General features: G+C 36.0%; 24 protein-coding genes, 1 other RNA gene and 3 other annotated features. Of the genes, 22 read left to right on the top strand and 3 right to left on the bottom strand.

Annotation, left to right across the window (positions count from 1 at the left end; all coding sequences use genetic code 11):
• The first annotated feature begins 46 nt into the window (after window positions 1-46).
• The 21 genes from H626_RS0100810 to H626_RS0100710 all read left to right on the top strand — a co-directional run bounded on the left by H626_RS0100810 (window position 47) and on the right by H626_RS0100710 (window position 18,622).
• Window positions 47-1,186 (top strand): cysteine desulfurase family protein, encoded by a 1,140-nt coding sequence (locus H626_RS0100810; RefSeq protein WP_027107638.1) that lies wholly within the window; start codon window positions 47-49, stop codon window positions 1,184-1,186.
• A gap of 15 nt (window positions 1,187-1,201) precedes the next feature.
• Entirely contained in the window at window positions 1,202-2,419 is a 1,218-nt protein-coding gene (thiI, locus tag H626_RS0100805) for a tRNA uracil 4-sulfurtransferase ThiI (protein ID WP_027107637.1), read from the top strand.
• An 86-nt stretch (window positions 2,420-2,505) separates the two neighbouring features.
• On the top strand, window positions 2,506-3,009 hold the full coding sequence (tpx, locus tag H626_RS0100800; protein ID WP_027107636.1) for a thiol peroxidase: 504 nt from the start codon (window positions 2,506-2,508) through the stop codon (window positions 3,007-3,009).
• A gap of 129 nt (window positions 3,010-3,138) precedes the next feature.
• Window positions 3,139-3,353, top strand: a binding site (T-box leader).
• Window positions 3,354-3,402: 49 nt separating this feature from the next.
• Complete coding sequence (locus H626_RS0100795; protein WP_035618126.1) at window positions 3,403-6,057, top strand: valine--tRNA ligase; 2,655 nt, start codon at window positions 3,403-3,405, stop codon at window positions 6,055-6,057.
• On the top strand, window positions 6,054-6,710 hold the full coding sequence (locus tag H626_RS0100790) for an HAD family hydrolase (protein ID WP_027107634.1): 657 nt from the start codon (window positions 6,054-6,056) through the stop codon (window positions 6,708-6,710). The genes H626_RS0100795 and H626_RS0100790 overlap by 4 nt, the downstream gene beginning before the upstream one ends.
• Window positions 6,711-6,764: 54 nt before the next feature.
• Window positions 6,765-7,457 carry a RadC family protein gene (gene radC, locus H626_RS0100785; protein WP_281170647.1) on the top strand — a complete coding sequence of 231 codons (693 nt, stop codon included), beginning with the start codon at window positions 6,765-6,767 and terminating at the stop codon, window positions 7,455-7,457.
• Between the two features lie 184 nt (window positions 7,458-7,641).
• A complete protein-coding gene (locus H626_RS0100780; RefSeq protein WP_027107632.1) occupies window positions 7,642-7,842 on the top strand; it encodes a cold-shock protein in 201 nt (66 codons plus the stop codon).
• Window positions 7,843-8,021: 179 nt separating this feature from the next.
• A complete protein-coding gene (locus tag H626_RS0100775; RefSeq protein ID WP_027107631.1) occupies window positions 8,022-8,222 on the top strand; it encodes a cold-shock protein in 201 nt (66 codons plus the stop codon).
• Window positions 8,223-8,501: 279 nt separating this feature from the next.
• A complete protein-coding gene (locus tag H626_RS0100770) occupies window positions 8,502-9,518 on the top strand; it encodes a rod shape-determining protein (RefSeq protein ID WP_027107630.1) in 1,017 nt (338 codons plus the stop codon).
• Window positions 9,519-9,642: 124 nt separating this feature from the next.
• A complete protein-coding gene (gene mreC / locus H626_RS0100765; protein WP_027107629.1) occupies window positions 9,643-10,500 on the top strand; it encodes a rod shape-determining protein MreC in 858 nt (285 codons plus the stop codon).
• 1 nt (window position 10,501) lies between these two features.
• Window positions 10,502-11,026: a rod shape-determining protein MreD gene (mreD, locus tag H626_RS0100760; protein ID WP_027107628.1), complete on the top strand. Its 525-nt coding sequence runs from the start codon at window positions 10,502-10,504 to the stop codon at window positions 11,024-11,026.
• A gap of 29 nt (window positions 11,027-11,055) precedes the next feature.
• Complete coding sequence (locus tag H626_RS0100755) at window positions 11,056-11,772, top strand: septum site-determining protein MinC (protein WP_027107627.1); 717 nt, start codon at window positions 11,056-11,058, stop codon at window positions 11,770-11,772.
• Window positions 11,765-12,559, top strand: coding sequence for a septum site-determining protein MinD (gene minD, locus H626_RS0100750; RefSeq protein WP_027107626.1), 795 nt, complete (start codon window positions 11,765-11,767; stop codon window positions 12,557-12,559). The genes H626_RS0100755 and minD overlap by 8 nt, the downstream gene beginning before the upstream one ends.
• Before the next feature lie 21 nt (window positions 12,560-12,580).
• Window positions 12,581-12,813, top strand: a binding site (T-box leader).
• A 120-nt stretch (window positions 12,814-12,933) separates the two neighbouring features.
• Window positions 12,934-13,722, top strand: coding sequence for an amino acid ABC transporter substrate-binding protein (locus H626_RS0100745; RefSeq protein ID WP_027107625.1), 789 nt, complete (start codon window positions 12,934-12,936; stop codon window positions 13,720-13,722).
• Window positions 13,723-13,754: 32 nt separating this feature from the next.
• Entirely contained in the window at window positions 13,755-14,384 is a 630-nt protein-coding gene (locus tag H626_RS0100740) for an amino acid ABC transporter permease (RefSeq protein WP_027107624.1), read from the top strand.
• 15 nt (window positions 14,385-14,399) lie between these two features.
• Window positions 14,400-15,056, top strand: coding sequence for an amino acid ABC transporter ATP-binding protein (locus tag H626_RS0100735; RefSeq protein WP_027107623.1), 657 nt, complete (start codon window positions 14,400-14,402; stop codon window positions 15,054-15,056).
• A 73-nt stretch (window positions 15,057-15,129) separates the two neighbouring features.
• Window positions 15,130-15,205, top strand: a sequence feature (ribosomal protein L21 leader region).
• Between the two features lie 14 nt (window positions 15,206-15,219).
• Window positions 15,220-15,528 carry a 50S ribosomal protein L21 gene (gene rplU, locus H626_RS0100730; RefSeq protein WP_027107622.1) on the top strand — a complete coding sequence of 103 codons (309 nt, stop codon included), beginning with the start codon at window positions 15,220-15,222 and terminating at the stop codon, window positions 15,526-15,528.
• A gap of 20 nt (window positions 15,529-15,548) precedes the next feature.
• A complete protein-coding gene (locus H626_RS0100725; protein ID WP_027107621.1) occupies window positions 15,549-15,890 on the top strand; it encodes a ribosomal-processing cysteine protease Prp in 342 nt (113 codons plus the stop codon).
• A gap of 18 nt (window positions 15,891-15,908) precedes the next feature.
• Entirely contained in the window at window positions 15,909-16,193 is a 285-nt protein-coding gene (gene rpmA / locus H626_RS0100720) for a 50S ribosomal protein L27 (RefSeq protein ID WP_027107620.1), read from the top strand.
• Between the two features lie 209 nt (window positions 16,194-16,402).
• On the top strand, window positions 16,403-17,404 hold the full coding sequence (locus tag H626_RS0100715) for a class I SAM-dependent methyltransferase (protein WP_027107619.1): 1,002 nt from the start codon (window positions 16,403-16,405) through the stop codon (window positions 17,402-17,404).
• A 30-nt stretch (window positions 17,405-17,434) separates the two neighbouring features.
• A complete protein-coding gene (locus H626_RS0100710; RefSeq protein ID WP_027107618.1) occupies window positions 17,435-18,622 on the top strand; it encodes an acetate/propionate family kinase in 1,188 nt (395 codons plus the stop codon).
• 51 nt (window positions 18,623-18,673) lie between these two features.
• Here the strand turns inward: H626_RS0100710 and H626_RS0100705 are convergent, their stop codons facing one another.
• The 3 genes from H626_RS0100705 to H626_RS0100700 all read right to left on the bottom strand — a co-directional run bounded on the left by H626_RS0100705 (window position 18,674) and on the right by H626_RS0100700 (window position 20,830).
• Window positions 18,674-19,138 (bottom strand): universal stress protein, encoded by a 465-nt coding sequence (locus H626_RS0100705; RefSeq protein ID WP_027107617.1) that lies wholly within the window; start codon window positions 19,136-19,138, stop codon window positions 18,674-18,676.
• 139 nt (window positions 19,139-19,277) lie between these two features.
• A non-coding RNA gene (gene ssrS / locus H626_RS11245) (6S RNA) lies at window positions 19,278-19,464 on the bottom strand.
• 106 nt (window positions 19,465-19,570) lie between these two features.
• Window positions 19,571-20,830, bottom strand: coding sequence for a replication-associated recombination protein A (locus tag H626_RS0100700; RefSeq protein WP_027107616.1), 1,260 nt, complete (start codon window positions 20,828-20,830; stop codon window positions 19,571-19,573).
• 114 nt (window positions 20,831-20,944) lie between these two features.
• Here H626_RS0100700 and H626_RS0100695 point away from each other — a divergent pair, with 114 nt between their 5' ends.
• A complete protein-coding gene (locus H626_RS0100695) occupies window positions 20,945-22,084 on the top strand; it encodes a cysteine desulfurase family protein (RefSeq protein WP_027107615.1) in 1,140 nt (379 codons plus the stop codon).
• Window positions 22,085-22,196: the final 112 nt, after the last annotated feature.

The raw sequence follows: 22,196 nt of genomic DNA, 5'->3' as shown, positions 1-22,196 counted from the left end.
AATAGAGAGTCGTATCAGAAGAACGCTTAGAAAGGAATAGACTTTTGTGATTTATTTAGATAATAGTGCCACTACTAAAATGTACCCAGAAGTAGTAGAAACGTTTGCAACTGTTGCAAACAACTTTTCTGGGAATCCCTCTAGCTTACACAGATTAGGAGAAGAAGCTTCAATTTTAATGGAACGTTCTCGTATACAAATTGCTGACCTATTAGGTATGTCGGCATCAGAAATTGTTTTTACAAGTGGTGGAACAGAAGGCGATAATTGGGTAATAAAAGGGACCGCTATTGAAAAAATGCCATATGGAAAACATATAATTACTAGTACTATTGAACATCCGGCAGTCTATCAATCGATGAAGCAACTAGAAACTTTAGGGTGGGAAGTTTCTTATGTTCCTGTCGATGAGAATGGGATTATTTCAGTGAAATTGCTTGAAGAAGCTCTGAGAGAAGATACTGTCTTAGTTTCTGTGATGGCTGTAAATAATGAAGTAGGAAGCATTCAACCACTAAAAGAAATCGGCAAAATTTTAGAAAACTACCCTTCGATCCATTTTCATGTAGATGCAGTACAAACTTTGGGGAAAATCCCATTTAATTTAAATGATTATCCGAGGGTAGATATGGCCGTTTTTTCTGCTCATAAGTTCCATGGACCAAAAGGAATTGGATTTGTGTACATTAAAAAAGGTAGGGTCCTTGCTCCGTTGCTTACAGGTGGAGGACAAGAAAACAATCTGCGCAGTGGGACAGAAAACTTACCAGCTATCGTAGCTATGGCTAAAGCCTTGCGAATGAGTTTGGATAAGTTAACTGACGCTCCGATCCAATTAGAGAAACAGCATAAAATCATTATGGGTTTTTTGGATAATCAATCCACCGTAGATGTTTTTTCTTCTAGCAAAGGTGCGCCGCATATCATTTGCTTTGGTATCAGTGGAATCAAAGGAGAGGTAGTTGTACACGCCCTCGAAAAGAAAGGGATTTATATTTCAACAACGAGTGCGTGTTCAAGTAAGAAACAGCTCAATTCGAGTACATTGTATGCTATGAATATTCCTAAACGGAAAGCTGAATCAGCAGTCAGAATAAGCATGGACGTGGAAAATACATCAGCAGAGATCGATCAATTAGTAGATAGTCTACAAGAAACAATAGTGAAATTTAAAGATATCAGATAATTTTGGGGTGGAAAAATGGAATGTACTGAATTAATGGTTCGTTATGGAGAATTATCTACAAAAGGAAAAAACAGAAAATATTTTATAAAAAGATTAGAACAAAATGTAAATAATGCATTATCCGATTTGACCGGAATAAAAATCAGGGCAAAACGTGATCGTATGCACATAATGTTAAATGGAATCGATGGAGAAATAGTGGCTGACCGGTTGAAGAAAATTTCTGGGATACAAACCTTTTCTCCTGTATATACAAGCGAAAAAAATATAAAGGCTATAAAAGAGGCCGCCATTGCTATAATGGGGACCCAGTATAAACCAAATATGTCTTTTAAAATCAATACCAAAAGAGCAGATCATGATTTCGAACATGACACCAATGAAATTAATCAATTAGTTGGACAAGCAATTGTCGATCAGTTTAAAGATATTCAAGTTAAAATGAAAAATCCAGATTGTATAATCAGAATAGAAATACGCTTAAAAGGGGTGTTTATTTCGACTGATACAGTGAATGGAGCTGGCGGTATGCCAATTGGTACAGGTGGAAAAGGAATGTTGATGTTGTCGGGTGGTATAGATTCCCCAGTTGCTGGTTATTTGGCCATGAAAAGAGGAGTAGAGATAGAGGCTGTACATTTCCACAGTCCTCCATACACGAGCCCACAAGCCTTAAAAAAAGCAAAACAATTAACGGCTAAGTTAGCAGCGTACTCCGGAAGCATTCGGTTTATAGAAGTACCTTTTACAGAAATTCAAGAAGAAATAAAAAAACATGTTCCTGAAGGATATAGCATGACGATAACACGTCGAATGATGATGCGTTTAACCGATCGAATTCGCGAAATGAGAAAAGGAAAAGCCATTATTAATGGAGAATCATTAGGGCAAGTTGCTTCTCAGACATTAGAAAGCATGTACGTAATCAATGAAGTAACCCACACGCCTGTTTTACGTCCGGTTATTACATTAGATAAAAACGAAATTATAGCAATTGCTAAAAATATTGATACCTTTGACCTGTCGATCCAACCATTTGAGGATTGTTGTACTATATTTGCACCGCCTCGTCCAAAAACAAAGCCAAAATTGGATAGAGCAATCCATTTTGAAAATAGATTAAATGGGGAAGAAATGATTGAACGAGCTTTAAGCAAGTTGATTATTACAGAAATTCACGTTGGCGAAGGAATAGATAATCGTCTGAATCAAGAAATTTCAGAATTGCTTTGAGAAAAGTGTAATTTTTGCTTTTCACTAGCTCTAACTTGTACAATGAAAAGTAGAGAGAGAAATTTTTAGAAGGAGAGTGGAAGTATATGAATATAACCTGGAAGGGTCATGAAATGGAAACTGTAGGAAATTTACCAAAAGTAGGTGAAAAAGCACCCTCTTTTCAGTTGAATAATAAAGAAGGAAAAACGGTATCCTTAGAAGATTATAAAGGAGAAGTAGTTTTGTTGAATGTATTCCCTGATATTAATACGAGTACTTGTTCAAGACAAACTGCAACTTTTAATGCTAAAGCAGCCGAGTTAACCGATGTCCGTTTGATTTCTATATCAGCGAATTCCGCAGAAGAGTTCGATAATTGGTGTGCTGGAAAGTCTGTCGATATGGAAATGCTTATTGATGCGGAAAGAAAATTTGGGAAAGAGTATGGACTCTATCTTGAGAAAAAAGACAAGCTTGCTCGTGCTGTCTTCGTGATCAGCCGAGAAGGACAACTTCTTTATCGTGAGATCGTAAAAGAAATAGCAGATGATCCAGATTATGAAGAAGCAATTGCAGAAGCAAGGCATGCAACCGCAGACTTGACTTAATGCAAAATTTTTATACGTTATATACTAACTATTTGTTTAGGATGATGAAATTAAAGCGTGAGAGGAATGATTTTTCGCTTTGCGCATAGCCATTTTCATGGTATAATTTTTTTGACTTAAATCTAAATAGACGTGGCGCTGATCAAGAGGAGTATTTTCTTCCAATCATTCAATAGAGACGGGTAGTTTGCTGGAAATTCCCGATGATGGAGAAAAGAATGTAGCTTGGGAGCCGGTAAAGTGAAATAAGTAACTTCACCTGGGATGACAGCCAATATCATTGTCAATAAGTGACTCACTGGTTGAGTAATTTAGGTGGTACCGCGAAAACAATCGCCCTAATGTAGACAATACATTGGGGTTTTTTTTATGAAAAAATTTAAGGAGGATATTATGGAACAAATTGAAATGTCAAAAAAATATCAGCCTAGCAAGGTTGAAGAAGGTAAATACGATTCTTGGAATGAGAGGAATCTATTTAAGCCGAGTGGAAACAAAGACAAAAAGCCCTATTCGATTGTTATTCCCCCTCCAAACGTGACTGGAAAATTACATCTTGGACATGCATGGGATACCACCCTACAAGATATGCTTATCCGTCAAAAGCGGATGCAAGGGTTTGATACTCTATGGCTTCCGGGAATGGATCATGCAGGGATAGCAACACAGGCTAAGGTCGAAGAAAAACTGGCTGAAAAAAATGTTAGTCGTTATGATCTCGGCAGAGAAAAATTTGTTGAAACAGTTTGGGATTGGAAAGAAGAGTATGCTCAAGTTATCCGGGAACAGTGGGCTAAGTTAGGTTTATCCGTGGACTATAGCAGAGAGCGCTTTACTTTAGATGAAGGTCTGAATGAAGCTGTACGAAAAGTATTTGTTTCCCTGTACGAAAAAGAATTGATTTACCGTGGAGAATACATTATCAACTGGGATCCGAAAGCCAAAACTGCTTTATCGGATATAGAAGTCGATCATAAAGAGGTCGAAGGAGCATTTTATCATGTAGCTTATTCGCTTACAGATGGATCAGAGAAAGTCGAAATTGCTACTACAAGGCCAGAAACAATGTTGGGCGATACCGCTTTAGCTGTTCATCCTGATGATGAGCGATACACGCACTTGATTGGGAAAACAGTGATCCTCCCTCTTATGAAAAGAGAAATCCCCATCATAGCCGATCATTATGTAGAAAAAGATTTTGGTACGGGTATTGTCAAAATAACACCAGCACATGATCCAAATGATTTTGAAGTTGGTAATCGCCATAATTTAGAACGAATAAATGTAATGAATGAAGATGGATCACTGAATGAAAAAGCCGGAAAATATGAAGGTTTAGACAGATTTAAAGCGCGCAAAGCGATCATCTCTGATTTGGAAGAAACTGGAGAACTTATAAAAATCGAAAAAATGCTTCACAGTGTCGGCCATTCTGAAAGAACTGGCGTTGTTGTCGAACCAAGATTGTCAACACAATGGTTCGTTAAAATGGGGCCTCTAGCTGAAACAGCCATGAACAATCAAAAAACAGATAAACGAGTTGATTTCGTACCCGAGCGATTTGAAAAAACGTATATGAATTGGATGGAGAATGTACATGACTGGGTCATATCTCGTCAATTATGGTGGGGACACCGCATCCCAGCCTGGTTCCATAAAGAGACAGGTGAATTGTACGTTGGAATGACGCCACCTGAAAACGAAAGCGAATGGGAACAAGATAAAGATGTATTGGATACATGGTTCTCATCTGCATTATGGCCATTTTCAACAATGGGTTGGCCAAATGAAGATGCAGAGGATTATAAAAGGTATTTCCCTACAAGTACTTTAGTGACTGGATATGATATTATTTTCTTCTGGGTCAGTCGAATGGTTTTTCAAAGTCTCGAATTCACTAATGAAAGTCCTTTCCAAAATGTCTACATTCATGGATTAATAAGAGATGAACAAGGTAGAAAAATGAGTAAATCACTTGGAAATGGTATCGATCCAATGGAAGTTATTGATCAGTATGGAGCAGATGCGTTACGGTGGTTCTTATCTAATGGTTCTGCGCCAGGACAAGACATGCGATTTAGCTATGAGAAAATGGATGCTTCCTGGAATTTCATTAATAAAATATGGAATGCAAGCCGATTTGTTTTAATGAATTTAGGCGATTTTCAATACAATCCAAAGGACATCGAGGGAAATAAAACAGTCGCGGATCGCTGGATACTTGCTCGGCTAAACGAGACCATTAAACAAGTCACTGAATTATTTGAGAAATTTGAATTTGGTGAAGCCGGACGACAACTCTATCATTTCATATGGGATGATTACTGTGACTGGTATATAGAAATGAGCAAAGAAATTCTGTTCAATGGAACAGAAGAGGAAAAACAAGCAACTAAATCTATTTTAGTCTATGTACTTGACCAGACTTTGCGATTACTGCATCCCATTATGCCGTTTGTCACAGAAGAAATTTGGAGTTATCTTCCTATGGAAGGAGACTCGTTAGTTACAGCTGATTATCCAGTTGCAAACACGGACTTGCAAGATGACAAGGCAGTTAAAAATATGGCTGTACTCATTGATTTGATTCGAGCAGTTAGAAATATACGAGCTGAGGTCAATCGACCACTCTCCAAGAAAATCGAACTATTGATCAAAACCAAAAATGAAGAAATCAATGAATTTCTAAATGAGAACAAATTATATATTGAAAGATTTTGCAATCCTGAAAAACTAGAAATTTCTTTAACCATCCACTCACCAGTTGAAGCCAAATCAGCTGTAGTTACAGGAGCAGAATTGTTCCTACCCTTATCTGGTTTAGTTGATATAAAAGAAGAAATTGCACGTTTAGAAAAAGAAAAAACTAGATGGGCTAGTGAGGTAGAACGGACGAAGAAGAAATTAGCTAACGAAAAATTTGTTTCAAACGCTCCTGAAAAAGTTGTTCAAGAAGAAAAAGAAAAACAAGCCGTTTATACAGAAAAATATGAGGCTGTAGAAAAGCAATTAATTATACTGAAAAAATCAAATGAGGGTGAAAAATGAATCAAATCAAAGCAGTGATTTTTGATATGGACGGATTAATGTTTGATACAGAAACTATATATTATCAGGCAAATCAAGCCGCCGCTGATGAAATAAACATGCCGTTTGATTATGGAACTTATGAAAAATATATTGGAACTGCGGATGAAGTTTTCTTTGCAGGTCTGTACAAGCAACATGAATCAAAAGAATTAGTTGATTTGTTTATAGAAAAAAGTGAATTAGCTGTGAAAGAAATGATGCAAAACAGACCGGTTCCTCTAAAAAAAGGCTTGATTCCTTTACTTGATTATTTGAAAAAAAATAATATTAAGCGAATTGTAGCCTCAAGCTCACAAAGAGAATTGGTTGAATTTCTTTTGAAAAAAAATAAAATAAGTCATTTTTTTGATGAAATAACTGGTGGAGATGAGGTAGTGAATTCCAAACCAGCTCCAGATATATTTCTGAAAAGTTTGGAGAAACTAGGCACTGATCCGAAAGAAACTTTGATACTAGAAGATTCTTTGAATGGAGTTCGTGCTGCAAACGCTGCTGAAATGCTAGTAATAATGGTCCCTGATTTATTTCAACCCAATAGTGAAGCAAAAGAAAAATCCTTGATGATTTGCGAAGATTTAGATGAAGTTCGTAAAATTTTAGAAAAAAATTAAATTCAGTCCCCTCCTGATTGCGTATTTATTTTTACGTTATAAGGAGGGACTTTTTTGGACAATCAATCAGTAACAAATATTAAAACCTATCCTCTTTCGCAAAGACCGAGAGAAAGGATGATAGAATATGGAGAAAAAGCTTTAGCGAATTATGAATTATTGGCGATATTACTTCGTACGGGGACGAGAGGGAGTAGTGTGATGGAAGTGGCCATGTCGTTATTAAATCAAGTTGAAGATCTTTTTTATCTAAAATACATTTCCATTGAAGAATTGATGGGAATAACTGGAATTGGTAAGACTAAGGCAATCGAATTAAAAGCCGCGATTGAACTAGGATTTCGCATTGCAACAGCGACACAAATTAAAAGTGGACAAATCACTTCTAGTGAGCAAATTGGAAATTTATTAATATCAGAAATGAAGGGACTCCAGCAAGAACATGTTATTGCTATTTATTTAAATACGAAAAACGAAATAATAAAAAAAGAAACAGTATTTGTTGGGTCGCTTACTCAATCGGTTGCCCATCCACGAGAAATTTTCAAACAAGGCATGAGATATTCCGCAGCTCGAATTATTTTGGTTCATAATCATCCTTCAGGGAATCCTGAGCCAAGTCAAGCTGACATTCAATTTACAACGCGTTTGATTGAATGCGGAGAATTAATGGGAATTGAAATATTAGATCATATTGTAATAGGAGAAAGTAGTTATTATAGTTTGAAAGAACACAATTACTTTTAAAAATGAAAGGGAACAATCGTAAAATTGAAATGGAGAAATCAATACTTGCGCATCTTTTTTCAACATGCTATACTTAGCTAAGCGTTTTGTTAGAGAAGAACTTAGTAATGTGTAGTGCATTTCAATTCGTACCTTTAGCAATAATGTGAATAAATAGTGCTTAAGCACGAGGAGGAAATGTAATATGGAAACAGGTACAGTAAAATGGTTTAACGCAGAAAAAGGATTTGGATTTATCGAACGTGACGGAGCAGATGATGTATTCGTACACTTCTCAGCTATTGAAGAAGAAGGATTCAAATCATTAGAAGAAGGACAATCAGTATCTTTCAACGTAGAAGAAGGAAACCGTGGTCTTCAAGCAGCTAACGTAACAAAAAACTAATTTTTTAAAAGAATTTAATTCTTTTGAATTTAGATATATTGTTCACTAGTTGAAATGGTAAAATAAATGTAGCATTATGTTAGAGAAAAAGAACAATGAAATGTTTAAGCATTCCAATTCAGACCTTTAGCAATAATGTGAAATAATTTGTGCACAAGGCACGAGGAGGAATTTAAAAGATGGAAACAGGTACAGTAAAATGGTTTAACGCAGAAAAAGGATTTGGATTTATTGAACGTGACGGAGGAGACGATGTATTCGTACATTTCTCAGCTATCGAAGAAGAAGGATTCAAATCATTAGATGAAGGTCAATCAGTATCTTTCAGTATTGAAGAAGGAAACCGTGGACCCCAAGCTGCTAACGTAACAAAAAACTAATTTAACTTAAACTTAAACTTAAATAGTAAAAGGCTGGGATGTTTTCCCAGCCTTTTTTTGATTCTATGTTAGAATATATAAATAAGTCTAACTGGAACATTGCAATGATGTAACAAGGATTTAAAATTGGATTAAAAAATAAGTGAAGCCTATATTATTTTGAAAATAATGGTAGAATAGGAAGGTGAGTGTCAGAAACAATTTTTTTTGAATTGCGATTGTGCTGACCCCATTATCTCATTAACAGAGTTGTGTTTTATTCAAGAGAGGATGACAAAGGTGTTTACTTTTGGTAAAAAAGGAATTGGAATTGACTTAGGAACTGCAAATACAAATATATTTTTAGAAGGAAAAGGAATTGTTCTCAGTGAACCCTCAGTTGTAGCTAAAGATACGACAACAGATGAAGTAGTTGCTGTCGGAATGGATGCTAGAAATATGATCGGTAGGACTCCGGGATCAATTTTGGCTATACGTCCAATGAAAGATGGGGTTATTGCTGATTTTGATGTGACAACAACAATGATGAAACATTTTATTGAAAAAGCTGTTGGGAAATCAGCTTCTAAACCCGCAGTAATGGTTTGTGTTCCTGGCGGTGGTACGGAAGTTGAAAAGAGAGCAATTATTGATGCAACAATGAGCGCAGGTGCCAAAGAAGCTTATTTGATAGAAGAACCTTTTGCAGCAGCAATAGGAGCGGGCCTACCTGTTATGGATCCAACCGGTAGCATGGTTGTGGATATCGGTGGAGGCACTACTGACGTTGCGACTATATCATTAGGTGGTATAGTAAGTAGTCGCACCATAAAAATGGCTGGAGACAAAATGGATGAATCAATTATTCATTATATTCGAAAGAAATATAATTTACTCATTGGTGAGAGAACAGCAGAGCAGGTCAAAATAGATCTTGGCTGTGCTTCAAAGGAAATGGCTGAAGAGTATGGAACAACAGAAATTCGGGGAAGAGACTTACTGAGTGGATTGCCCAAAACAATTGAAATATCTGCTGTAGATATCGCTATTGCGATACAAGAAGTCATCGAAGGTATAATAAGTGCAGTTAAAGAGACATTAGAAGAAACCTCTCCAGAAATATCTGCGGATGTAATTGATCGTGGGATCGTGTTGACCGGTGGAGGAGCTTTGTTGAAAAATTTAACAGATGTTTTAGCAAACGATTCTGAGGTTCCTGTGTTTGTCGCCAGCGACCCACTTAATTGTGTTGCCATAGGAACAGGAGAAGCCTTGAAACATATTGAAATATATCGTAAACAAGCAAAAAACCAATAAAATAGATGAAGGAAATGCGGGAATCTAAATTCCCGCTTCTTTCATTAATTTTAAAGGAAGTCTGCATTTTAGATTTGAATTATGGTAAAATAATTGGAGCTTGCGAAATAAAGAGGTGTTAAGAGTGAATCAGTTTTTTTCCAACAAAAAGCTTATAATTATCCTGGTTAGTGTAATTTTTTTTCTCGCAATTTTTTCACTTTCTTTAAACCGTTCAGGTTCTGCTCCTTTCGTCCAACGTATTTCTAATGATGTAGTTGCTATTTCTGGGAGAGTATTCTCTAAACCTGCAAATGCGGTGAATAATCTTTTTGAAACAGTAGATCAGATACAAGATACGTATACCGAAAATCAAAGATTAAAAAGAGAAATTGAGCAACTTTACGAAACTCAAGCTGAACTTAGCGTTTTAAAAAATGAAAATGAACAATTGAGAGAAGAAATAAACATTCAAGAAACATTGACAGATTACCAAAAGATAACGGGGACAGTCATCTCAAGAAATCCAGATGGATGGCTAGAACAAATTGTTATTAATCAAGGTAGTCAAAGCCAAATTAAAGAGGGGATGGCTGTACTCTCCGGTAATGGAATGATAGGACGCATTACAGAGGTGAGCCCAACTAGCTCGAAAGTTCAATTGCTTTCAACGTTAGATCAAAGAAATAACCAAGTATCTGCTGAAGTCATATCAGCTGAAGGCAAAGTTGTTCATGGAGTTGTAAATGCATATGATCAACCAACGAATCGATTGATTATGGAGCAAATAACTACTGAAGTAAAAATTGAAATAGGTGAACAGGTCATTACTTCCGGATTGGGAGGAAAGACTCCACGAGGGTTAGTTGTCGGAACCGTTAAGGAAATTTCATTAGATAGTTTTGGCCTATCCCAAAAAGTTTTTATTGAACCAGCTAGTGACTATAATGATATTCGTTATGTAACAATTGTTAACCGAAACATAGAAAGTGGGGAAGAATAAAATGAAGAGTAAGACATCTCCTTTCATTCTTCCTTCACTTATTCTGTTTGGATTATTATTGACTGATGGTTTTTTAAGTATAGTGATCAAGTCATTTTTCCCAGATGATTTAAAAATGATGGTTCCACGAATGATGCTCATGGGTCTAATCTTTTTTTCATTTCACTTGGATTTCAAGAAGTTGATCATGTTAACTTTCCTCATAGGATTCGTTTACGATAGTTACTATAGTGGTATTTTGGGTATTTATATGTTTTTTTTAGTTTTATTAGTGAACATGGTTTTTCATTTTAAAAATTTTTTTAATAGAAATTTTTGGACGATTGGTTTATTTCAAATTTTATTTATAACAGTATTCGAATTTATGGTTTACGGAATTTATTATATGATCGATTTTACTAGTTTCACACTAATAGATTTTTTAGCTATTCGATTGGGGTATACTTTGCTGTTAAATGTGATGATGTTCCCGACAATTTACTTTCCACTAAACCACTTAATGAAAAAAACGGTAAATTCTAAATAAAATATGGCATTAATTAAGGAGGAGTTGTCTTGGCTCAGAAAATCCTTTTAAAAGGGGTAAAAGATGGCTATCAGATACATTTACAGGACTCCGGATCTTATGATGAATTGATGGAAGAATTAGCTGAATTGATTCAAGGAATAAAAAAAGATAGCCAATCTTTCTCAAATAAACATAAAGAAATTCAAGTTCTCGTTAAAACCGGTAAACGTCTATTTGAGGAATCTGAAAAGATTAAAATACGGGAAACTATTGAAGAGATTCCTCTTTTTAAAGTGAAAGCAATCACGTCAGATGTAATTGAGATTGAAAAAGCTGAAATGTGGCAAAAAGAAGTTAGCTTAATATTAGAAATAGCAACTGTAAGAAGTGGACAAATTATAGAAGCATCTGGGGATATTCTTTTAATAGGAAATATCAATCCTGGTGGGATGATTCGATCTAAAGGTAATATATTTATTATCGGAGAACTGCAAGGAATTGCGCATGCGGGATTTGAAGGAAATGATCAAGCAGTGGTTGTTTCTAATTTTGCACACAAATCTCAAGTAAGAATCGCAGATCATATTCATGTGATGGAAGAAAACAGCGAAGAAAATGAAGAAAATCAATCGTCTACTAAGTTTTCGTATAAAGCTGCTTATATGAATGACTTACATATTTTGGATTTTGAACCAGTCAATGGACTGAAAAAAGTTAGACCCCAACTAGGTAACTTGTCGAGGAGGCTATATGAAAATGGGTAAAGCAATAGTCATTACATCTGGAAAAGGTGGAGTAGGAAAAACGACCTCTACTGCAAATATCGGAACAGCACTTGCGTTACAAGGTAAAAAAGTTTGTTTGGTCGATATGGACATAGGATTGAGGAATCTCGATGTTGTATTAGGCCTTGAAAATAGAATTATCTATGATATCGTAGATGTTGTGGAAGAAAGAGCTAAGTTGCATCAAGCAATCATTAAAGATAAAAGATTTAATGATCATCTCTATTTGTTGCCTGCTGCACAAAATGCAGACAAAAGTGCTGTTAATGAACAACAAATGATAGATTTAGTCGGCGAATTAAAATCTGATTATGATTATATATTGATTGATTGTCCAGCAGGAATTGAGCAAGGTTTCAAAAATTCTATTGCGGCAGCAGATGAAGCGATTCTTATCACTACCCCGGAAATATCGGCTATCCGAGATGCAGATCGAATTATTGGATTAATAGAAAAAACGGATATTATTGGACCCAAGTTAATAATCAACCGCATTCGAAAAAATATGATGCAAAGTGGAGAAGTGATGGACGTTGACGAAATCACACGCCATTTGTCTGTTGACTTACTAGGGATCATATTTGATGATGATAATGTCGTACGTTCCTCTAACCAAGGAAATCCGGTTGTCTTAAATCCAGATAATTCAGCTTCTCAGGCATATCGGAACATAGCACGAAGAATATTGGGAGAAACTGTTCCTCTCATGAGTATCAAAGAAGAAAAATTAAGTATTTGGCAAAAACTATTTGGTAAAAACAAATAAGTATGCTAAGATATAAAAAAATCAAAAGCAATGAAGAGAAAAAGTAAAAGGATGTCTATTTCAGAGAGGTTACGGTCGGTGCGAGTAACTAACAGACGAATTTGAAAACACATCTCTGAGCTGATGGCTGAAGTTGAGTAAGCTTATCCGGTCGCATCCGTTAACATGCCGGCGTTTAGTAGTTTGAACGTGCTGAGGTAACAATTATTGTTACGAATAAAGGTGGGACCACGATTATTCCAATCGTCCTTTAATTCTTTCCGTTTGGAGAGGATTAAAGGACGATTTTTTTATTTTAAGGACTGCAGCCTTAAATAGAGAGAATATTTTTAATTGAAAAGTTCACTGTTAATTTAAACTAGGAGGATAAATGTATGAAAAACTATACAAAAAAAACACTTATGACAGGTTTAGCTCTCACAGGAATGTTTCTTGCAGCATGTCAATCACCAGAAGAAACCAATGTAGAAGAACAAAAAGAATTAATTATTGGTCTAGATGATACATTTGCTCCAATGGGTTTCAGAAATGATGAAGGTGAATTGATCGGGTTTGATATTGATTTAGCCAATGCGGTAGCTGAAGATTTAGATTATGAGATTTCCTTCCAGCCAATCGACTGGGCGATGAAAGAAACTGAACTAAACGCTGGAAATATCGATATGATTTGGAATGGATATACTATTACGGATGAACGAGCAGAAAAAGTGGACTTTGGAATACCGTATTTAAATAATAGCCAACTAATTGTTACTCTAGAGGAAAATGGAATTAATGAAAAATCTGACTTAGAGGGTAAAGTGGTTGCAGCCCAACAATCTTCAAGTGCTGTGGAAGCAATTGAAAGTGATGCGAGTAATATCAGTGAAAAATTTCAAAATGGAGAAATCGTCCAATATCCTTCGAATAATGACGTGTTCAATGATTTGATTTCTGGAAGAAGCGATGCGATCGTCGTAGACGAAACGCTAGGACGCTTTTATATGAACCAAAATCCTGATGCAGCCTACAAAGTATTAGATGAAGACTTTGGAAAAGAAGAATACGCAATTGGATTCAGACCAGATGATGATACGTTACGAGAAGAAATAAATGCATCAATTGAAAACTTAATGGAAAATGGTACTTACGATAGTATCTATGCAGAATGGTTTACAGAATAAAATTCAAGAATTAAGAATTGGAGGAAATAATTATGTTGTGGTCAACCATCCCTTCTATAATCGATGGATTAGGAGTAACAGTGAGTTTATTTAGTATCGTACTCGCTATCTCGCTTCCTCTAGGTTTAGCGGTAGCTGTTTTAAGAGTATATGGTCCTAAAATAATGCAGCCGGCCATCCAACTATATATATATGTAATGCGGGGAACACCTCTTTTGCTACAACTTATGTTTGTATTTTTTGGTCTTCCCTATATTGGTATAGTATTAGATCGTTTTCCCGCTGCGACATTTGCTTTTATACTAAATTATACAGCATATTTTGCAGAAATTTTCCGAGGAGGGATGGTTGGAATACCCAACGGACAGTTTGAAGCTTTAAAAGTTTTAGGGATCAGTCATTTCAAGGGATATACTAAAGTTATCTTACCGCAAGTATTAAAAACAACTCTTCCAAGTGTTGGCAACGAAGTTCTTGCGTTGGTAAAAGATACTTCGCTAGTATACATTCTAGGATTAGGTGAAGTTTTAAGAGCTGGACAAATAGCGGCTAATCGTTATGCTTCACTCATCCCATTTATTTTTGTAGGCATCTTATATTTGATCATTACGGGTATTCTGACATATTTATTGAACTATATAGAGAAGAAATTCCAGTTTTAAAAAGGGGGAGATCAAGTGTTAGAAGTAAAGAATTTAGGAAAAGTAATGAATGAAACAATACTCATTGATGATTTTTCATTAACACTAAAACCAAAGGAAATAGTTTCGATAGTGGGATCTTCAGGCTCTGGAAAAACAACTTTTCTTCGTATATTGAATAAGTTAGAACCCGCGGATAAAGGGGAAATATATTTGGGGGGCAAAATTTATCTTTCTAGCAATGAAAATAAAGGAAATGAAAAACCGAATCCTGATGAAATTGGGATGGTTTTTCAAGACTTTCAACTGTTCCCTCATTTAACTGTGAAAGAGAACTGTACACTTAGTCCTATCCTCAATAAAAAAATGAGTCGGGAAGAAGCAAATGAAAAAGCAGAAAAATTGTTAGAAGAATTAGATATAATTGAAAAAGAAAATGTTTATCCGAGTGCGTTATCCGGTGGGCAAAAACAAAGAGTGGCCATTGCAAGGGCATTGATGCTCAATCCGAAAATACTATGCTTAGATGAACCGACTTCGGCACTAGATCATGAGACTGCAGACCGATTTGGTGAGCTGCTAACAACGATTGCTGAAGAAGGAATTGGAATATTGATGATCACACATGATTTGAGATTCGCAGAACAGTTTAGTCAACGCACGGTTTCTTCAAAGAAATTTTTAAATGAATAATTCTCCAGATGAAAATAAGAATTGACTCTCCTGGTCAAATTTGATATGCTATTAATGTTGTAAATGTGTAGCACCACAACTACAACCGCGCATCGATAAGTCTTAAGCGTTGGCAACAACCACTTATCTTGGCGAGTCTAAGTCTATTAAGGAGGTGCATAGAATGTACGCAATTATTAAAACTGGTGGAAAACAAATCAAAGTTGAAGAGGGTCAATCTATTTACGTAGAAAAATTAAACGTATTAGCAGGTGACACAGTTATTTTTGATGAAGTTTTACTTCTCGGAGGAGAAGAAACTACAGTAGGATCTCCTATTGTTTCTGGAGCTAGTGTTGAAGGAACTGTTGAAAAACAGGGACGTGCGAAAAAAGTCGTAACGTATAAATACAAACCTAAAAAACACACTCACCGTAAACAAGGACATCGTCAACCTTATTCAAAAATTATGATCAACAAAATCAATGCATAAGAACAAAGGCAGATGAGGTAATGATACAAGCATCTTTTCATCGCAATGATGTTAACGAGATAGTTTCAGTTGAAATGACTGGACATGCTGATTCAGGTCCTTATGGTTACGATATAGTATGTGCAGCTGCTTCCGCTCTTAGTATAGGAGCGGTCAATAGCATCGAAAAATTAAGTCATGTCAAACCGATTACAGAGATAGATGAAAAAAATGGTGGTTATTTATATGTGACATTTCCACTTAATGAGCTTTCGATTAAGCAGCAAGAGATCATTCAATTGTTGTTGGAGAGCTTATTTATTTCTATTTCAGACATAGCTAATGAATATGCAGATCATATCAATGTACGGACTATAAAATAAAATGGGAGGTGCATTCGGATGTTAAAAATGAATTTACAATTATTTGCCCACAAAAAAGGTGGCGGCTCAACAACTAATGGTCGTGATTCGCAATCCAAACGATTAGGTTCAAAATGTGGGGATGGTCAAACTGTTCCTGGAGGATCAATTTTATACCGCCAACGCGGAACTAAAATTCATCCTGGAGTAAACGTAGGAATAGGTGGAGACGACACATTATACGCAAAATGTGATGGCGTTGTTCGTTTTGAAAGAAAAGGACGCGACAAAAAACAAGTTTCTATTTATCCAGTTGCTCAATAATCGAGAATAATTAAAAGAGCTTAGGTATCTACCTAAGTTCTTTTTTATTATAAAAATACAGTAAAGTAAGCATTCAAAAGAATAGATTGGATTTTTTATAGTACAGTATATTAGTAATACTAGTACAGCAAAATGGGAATATAGCTTGTGAATTAGTAAAGGTTCAGTTAAAATAGAAATAGATTTTAGTTTTAGAAAGGTGGGTCACTGTGGCTATTGAAAATGTAAATTCTCTTTTTGACTTAATGAATGAATCAGTTTTACTTTTAAAAAAAGAGTTAGAGCTTTCTTATTTTGAAAGTTTAATTGAAACAGGTCAAAATATTTCGGAAAATGGAATGATTCCTGCAGAATATAATTTAACTGAATCCACAAACAGTCAATTAAAGAGTATATATAGTCATATTTTAGAACTAGATGCAACAAGTGAGGATTTCCGGAAAGCAATGCAACTAGCGATCATCAAAGGTACAAAAGAGGATTACATACAACCTAACCACCAAATGACACCCGATGCTATAGGTCTTCTTATGGCTTTTCTCGTTGATATATTTGTGGAGTTAGATAATGATTCTGTATCTTTATTGGATCCTGCTATTGGAACTGGAAACTTAGTATTTGTATTAAAAAATTATTTTGATGAAAATAATAAAGAATTAGTTTTAAGAGGAATAGACAATGACGAAACGCTGTTATCCTTAACAGCAATAAGTGCTGAGTTGCAACAAAAAAAAATACATTTGACACATCAGGATGCCTTAACTAATTTGCTCTACGAACCTTCAGACCTAGTAGTTAGTGATCTTCCTGTGGGTTATTATCCGATAGATGACAATGCAGAACGGTTTCAAACTAAATCTGAAGAGGGACACTCCTTTGTACACCACTTGTTCATTGAACAAAGTATGGACTATTTAAAAGAGAGTGGATTCGGCTTCTTTTTAGTTCCGGGAAATCTTTTTGATACGGCTGAAGCTCCTAAATTACTCGAAACCATTCAAAATCTTGGGTATTTTTATGGCATCGTGCAGTTACCAAAAGAATGGTTTAAAGAGCAATCCATGAGTAAAGCAATTCTTATTGTTCAAAAGAAAGGTTCCAAAGCAAGACAGCCAAAAGAAGTCTTGCTAGCAACTGCTCCTGATTTCAAAAATGCAGAAGCAGTGAAAAGATTTACGCAGGAAATCAAATTATGGAAACAACAATTTTAAAAGTATCACTAAAAGAGGAGAGAGTATAGAATGACAAAAACAATTGCAATCAATGCAGGAAGTTCAAGCTTGAAATGGAAATTATTTGAAATGCCTGAAGAAATAGTTTTAGCTTCCGGCGTAGTAGAAAGAATCGGCTTGAATGATTCTATTTTTACCATTAAGTATAGCGAAGGGAAAAAATATAAAGATATCAGAGACATTAACGATCACGAAATAGCAGTTGAAATGTTACTGGAGCAATTAACAAAATTGAATATTATCGAAAACTTTGAAGAAATCGAAGGAGTTGGACACCGAGTAGTAGCGGGTGGGGAAATCTTTGATGATTCAGTTCTTGTTACTGACGAAGTAATCGAACAGATTGAATCTTTATCAGAGTTTGCACCTCTGCATAATCCGGCAAATGCTTCTGTAATAAAAGCATTTGGGAAAATATTACCTGGTATTACTAGCGTAGCTGTGTTTGATACATCTTTTCATCAAACAATGCCTAAAGTAAATTATCTATATAGTATCCCTATGGAATATTATGAAAAATATAATGCCCGTAAATATGGAGCTCACGGAACTAGTCATAAATATGTTGCACAAAGAGCAGCTGAATTGATGGAGCGTCCGATAGAAGAGCTGAAAATCATTACTTGTCATTTAGGTAACGGAGCTTCAATAACGGCAGTAGATGGTGGTAAATCAGTTGACACGTCAATGGGATTCACTCCATTAGCTGGTGTGACAATGGGTACACGTTCTGGGGATATAGATCCTTCATTGCTTCCATTTTTAATGGATAAATTAGGCTTAACAGATATCAACGATATGATCAAAATTCTAAATAATGAATCTGGACTAAAAGGTTTATCCGGAATTTCTAGTGATATGCGCGACCTAGAAGAAGTCGAAGATACAAATGAAAATGCGCGTATTGCATTGCGTATATTTGAAGACCGTGTAAGAAAATATATTGGATCCTACGTAGCAACAATGAATGGCGTAGATGCAATTGTCTTCACTGCAGGTATTGGAGAAAATGGTCCGGAAACACGCAAAAATGTCATAGATGGTATGACAAGTTTTGGTGTGGAACTAGATCAAGAAAAAAACAATGTTAGAGGAAAAGAAAGAGAGATCTCCACAGAAGATTCTCGAATCAAAGTATTCTTGATTCCTACTGATGAAGAAGTTATGATTGCAAGAGATATTGAACGCTTGAGATAAGCAAAAATAAGGGGTGGAAAAAGTCATGTTGACTTTTTCCACCCCTATTTTTTAGTCTATAGCTTCGTTTTCCAAATCAGTTCTTACAATTAGAACGTCAGACTCCGCATGGCGAATTACATATTCAGAAACAGAGCCTATAAATAAACGTTCGACTGCATTTAATCCTGTAGCACCCAACATGATTAAATCTACTTTTTCTTGCTTCGGTAATTGCTTAGCAATTATTGATTTAGGAGATCCAAATTCTAAAATGATTTTCACTTTTTCCAAACCATGATTGTTAGCATACCGTTCATACTCATTTAATGTACGATTTGCTTCATCTTTTGCATTGTTTTGCATTGATCCACCCTCAAAAGTAGTGAAACTTTGATAGGCACGAGTATCGATTACATGAGCAATGACCAACTCGCTATCATTTCTTTTGGCAACTGCTACAGCTTTTTTAAAAGCATGATCAGCAGCTTTTGATCCATCTATAGCAACTAAAATGCGCTTATATTCTTGTAACATGTTTATCACTCCATCCCTTATTGGTAATTCTATTTTAACGCAAATGATTTCGTTTTCATAGAAAAACGACAGAGGGATACAAATAAAAAGAGCTTAAGGATAAACCTTAAGCTCTTTTCAAGTACATAAAGTACAAATTGAGAAATCCGATGGTGCCGTTTTTATGTCAAGTTTGGTTGAACCCGCAATTAGCAGGTGGGTTTCGCCAAATAAATTTCTAACTACCAAGTGATAAGGTTTGTTATCCATCTATTCTTTCGAATCCCTTTGAGTTATTACTTGTTCGGTCAACACATAGTTAGACATCACGAACACCTCAGATATCTTATCTAAATAATAGCATAGGCATGTGAATCTGTCAATATATGGAACCTGAAATTTGAAAAAATCAAACAAATTTCAGGGATGTAACCGCAATCTTTTACAAAATGATCAGTTATACTTTTTATATTGTTTAGCTAAGGCCTCTTCAAATTTGCTCGTTTCTTTTGGTTTATAAAAATGGCGACTTTTGATTTTATCTGGTAAATATTGTTGTTCAACCCAGGCGTTCGGATAACTGTGAGGGTATTTATAATTGATTCCCCGGTTTAATTTATCTGCTCCACTAAAATGAGCATCCTTAAGGTGGGCTGGAACGTCTCCGAAATCACCCGAACGTATTCCTTCCAAAGCTTGATCGATAGCCACTATTGCGGAATTAGATTTTGGAGATAAAGCCATTTCAATAACGGCGTTAGCTAAAGGAATACGTGCTTCAGGGAAACCCAGCTTTTCTGCAGCCTGTACAGCTGCAACAGTCCGAGCTGCACCAGCAGGGTTACCCAGACCGATATCTTCATAGGCAATGACCATCAATCTTCGACAGATCGTGATCAGTTCTCCCGCCTCAACTAAACGAGCCAAATAATGAAGGGCCGCATCCACATCGCTTCCACGAATCGATTTCTGGAAAGCGGATATGACATTGTAATGGGAATCTCCATCTTTATCATGTGTCAACGCTTTTCTTTGAACGCATTCTTCAGCAATTTCTAAGGATATGATAATGTTTCCCTGACTGTCTGTTTGGGAAGATTCGACAGCTAATTCTAAAGCATTCAGAGCACTGCGAAGATCCCCATTTGTTGCTCGAGCAAGGTGGTTTAAAGCTTCTGGGGTGACCGATACATTTTTTGAACCTAAACCTTTTTCTGGATCATTTACTGCTCGATCAAGTGCCGATATAATTTGTTCCTCTGTAAGAGGATGTAATTCAAATATCTGACTCCGACTTCTTATTGCCGGATGTATAGAAATGTAAGGATTCTCTGTGGTTGCTCCAATCATAATGATTTGTCCACTTTCTAAATAAGGCAGCAAAAAATCCTGCTTAGGTTTATCTAGGCGGTGTATTTCATCGAGAAGTAAGATTACTGTCCCACTCATTTTTGATTCTTCAACCACGATTTTCAATTCTTTTTTCGAATCAGTTGCTGCATTTAAGTTACGGAAAGCATATTTTGTTGATCCTGCAATTGCACTAGCAATACTTGTTTTACCAATACCTGGAGGACCATAAAGAATCATTGATGATAATCTTTTGGCCTGCACCATGCGCCAGATGATTTTTCCATTTCCAACAAGGTGCTCTTGACCGACTAGTTCTTCAATGGATTGAGGCCGCATTCTATAAGCGAGCGGTTGACTCATTGTTTTTCCTCCTTTAGTAATATGTTATGATAAGTATAGCATTTTTTAAACCTATTCACTACAAAAAGAACGTGCGTTCTCTAGTTGTGGTCAGTAAAGACGAGAGGGATAATTATGGAAAAAATTTATTTAGATTATGCATCGACTAGCCCAATGCACCCTGAAGTCATCCAAAATATGACTGAAGCATTTTCAGAGTATGTAGGAAATGCAAGCAGTATTCATCAATTCGGACAAAAAAGTCGTGGCCGTTTGGATCGTGCAAGACGGGCGATCTCAAAAAGTATAAATGCAAAACCGGTTGAAGTTGTATTTACTAGTGGGGGTACTGAAAGTGACAATATGGCTATTTTTCAATGTGCACGGGCACATCAAAATAAAGGCAAACATATTATTACTACAGCAATCGAACATCCAGCCGTTTTGCGTCCACTGGAAAAACTAGAATCTGAAGGGTTCAAGGTAACTTACCTCCCGGTCGATTCAAAGGGAGAAGTAACAACTCAACAAGTCGAGGCAGCTATAACATCGGAAACCATCCTCGTGACCATTATGTATGGGAACAACGAAATTGGCTCGATCATGCCTATTCAATCTATTGGAAGAATGTTGAATGAAAACTATTCACATATAATTTTTCATACAGATGCAGTACAAGCTTATGGAATCGAATCCATAGATGTGAAAGAATGCCATTTAGATATGCTTTCTGTTTCAGCACATAAAATTAATGGTCCTAAGGGTGTAGGGTGCCTTTATATTAACGAAAATATCCATTTACCTGCCATGCTCGTCGGTGGGAATCAAGAAATGAAAAAACGTGCGGGAACTGAAAATTTACCAGCCATAATCGGGTTTGATAAAGCAGTTGAAATAACCCAACGTGACCAATCTGATAGAAAAAAACGCTATACAGCCTGGAAAATAGTGTTGCTAGAAGAGTTGAAGAAAGCCAACATCGATGTTCGAGTTAATGGTACGCTAGACAATAAGTTAGCTCATATTCTAAGTATCCACTTAGTCGGTACAGCCGCTGAAAAATTGATTATTCAATTAGATTTAAATGGAATAGCAGTCTCAGTGGGTTCTGCCTGCACTGCCGGAAGTCCTGAGCCGAGCCATGTCCTTCAGGCGTTGCATGGGCAAAATGGTACGGCAGTCCATGAAAGCTTGCGGATAAGTATGGGATTGAATACGAAGGAATCGGACATTCTTTACCTGGCAAAGAAAATCATTCAATTAACAAAGAAATAACAAACTAAACATGCTATGATAATAAGAAGAAAACGCTTGGAAAAAAGTAAAGATAGCAACTCTTTTTCTTCTATATAAAAGTATTCGAAAGAAAATAACGGTTGAAAGGACG

The organism is Lacticigenium naphthae DSM 19658 (assembly GCF_000425865.1).
Classification (GTDB): domain Bacteria; phylum Bacillota; class Bacilli; order Lactobacillales; family Carnobacteriaceae_A; genus Lacticigenium; species Lacticigenium naphthae.
The sequence above is the reverse complement of the archived record's forward strand: the minus strand, read 5'-3'. Positions and strand labels throughout refer to the sequence as shown.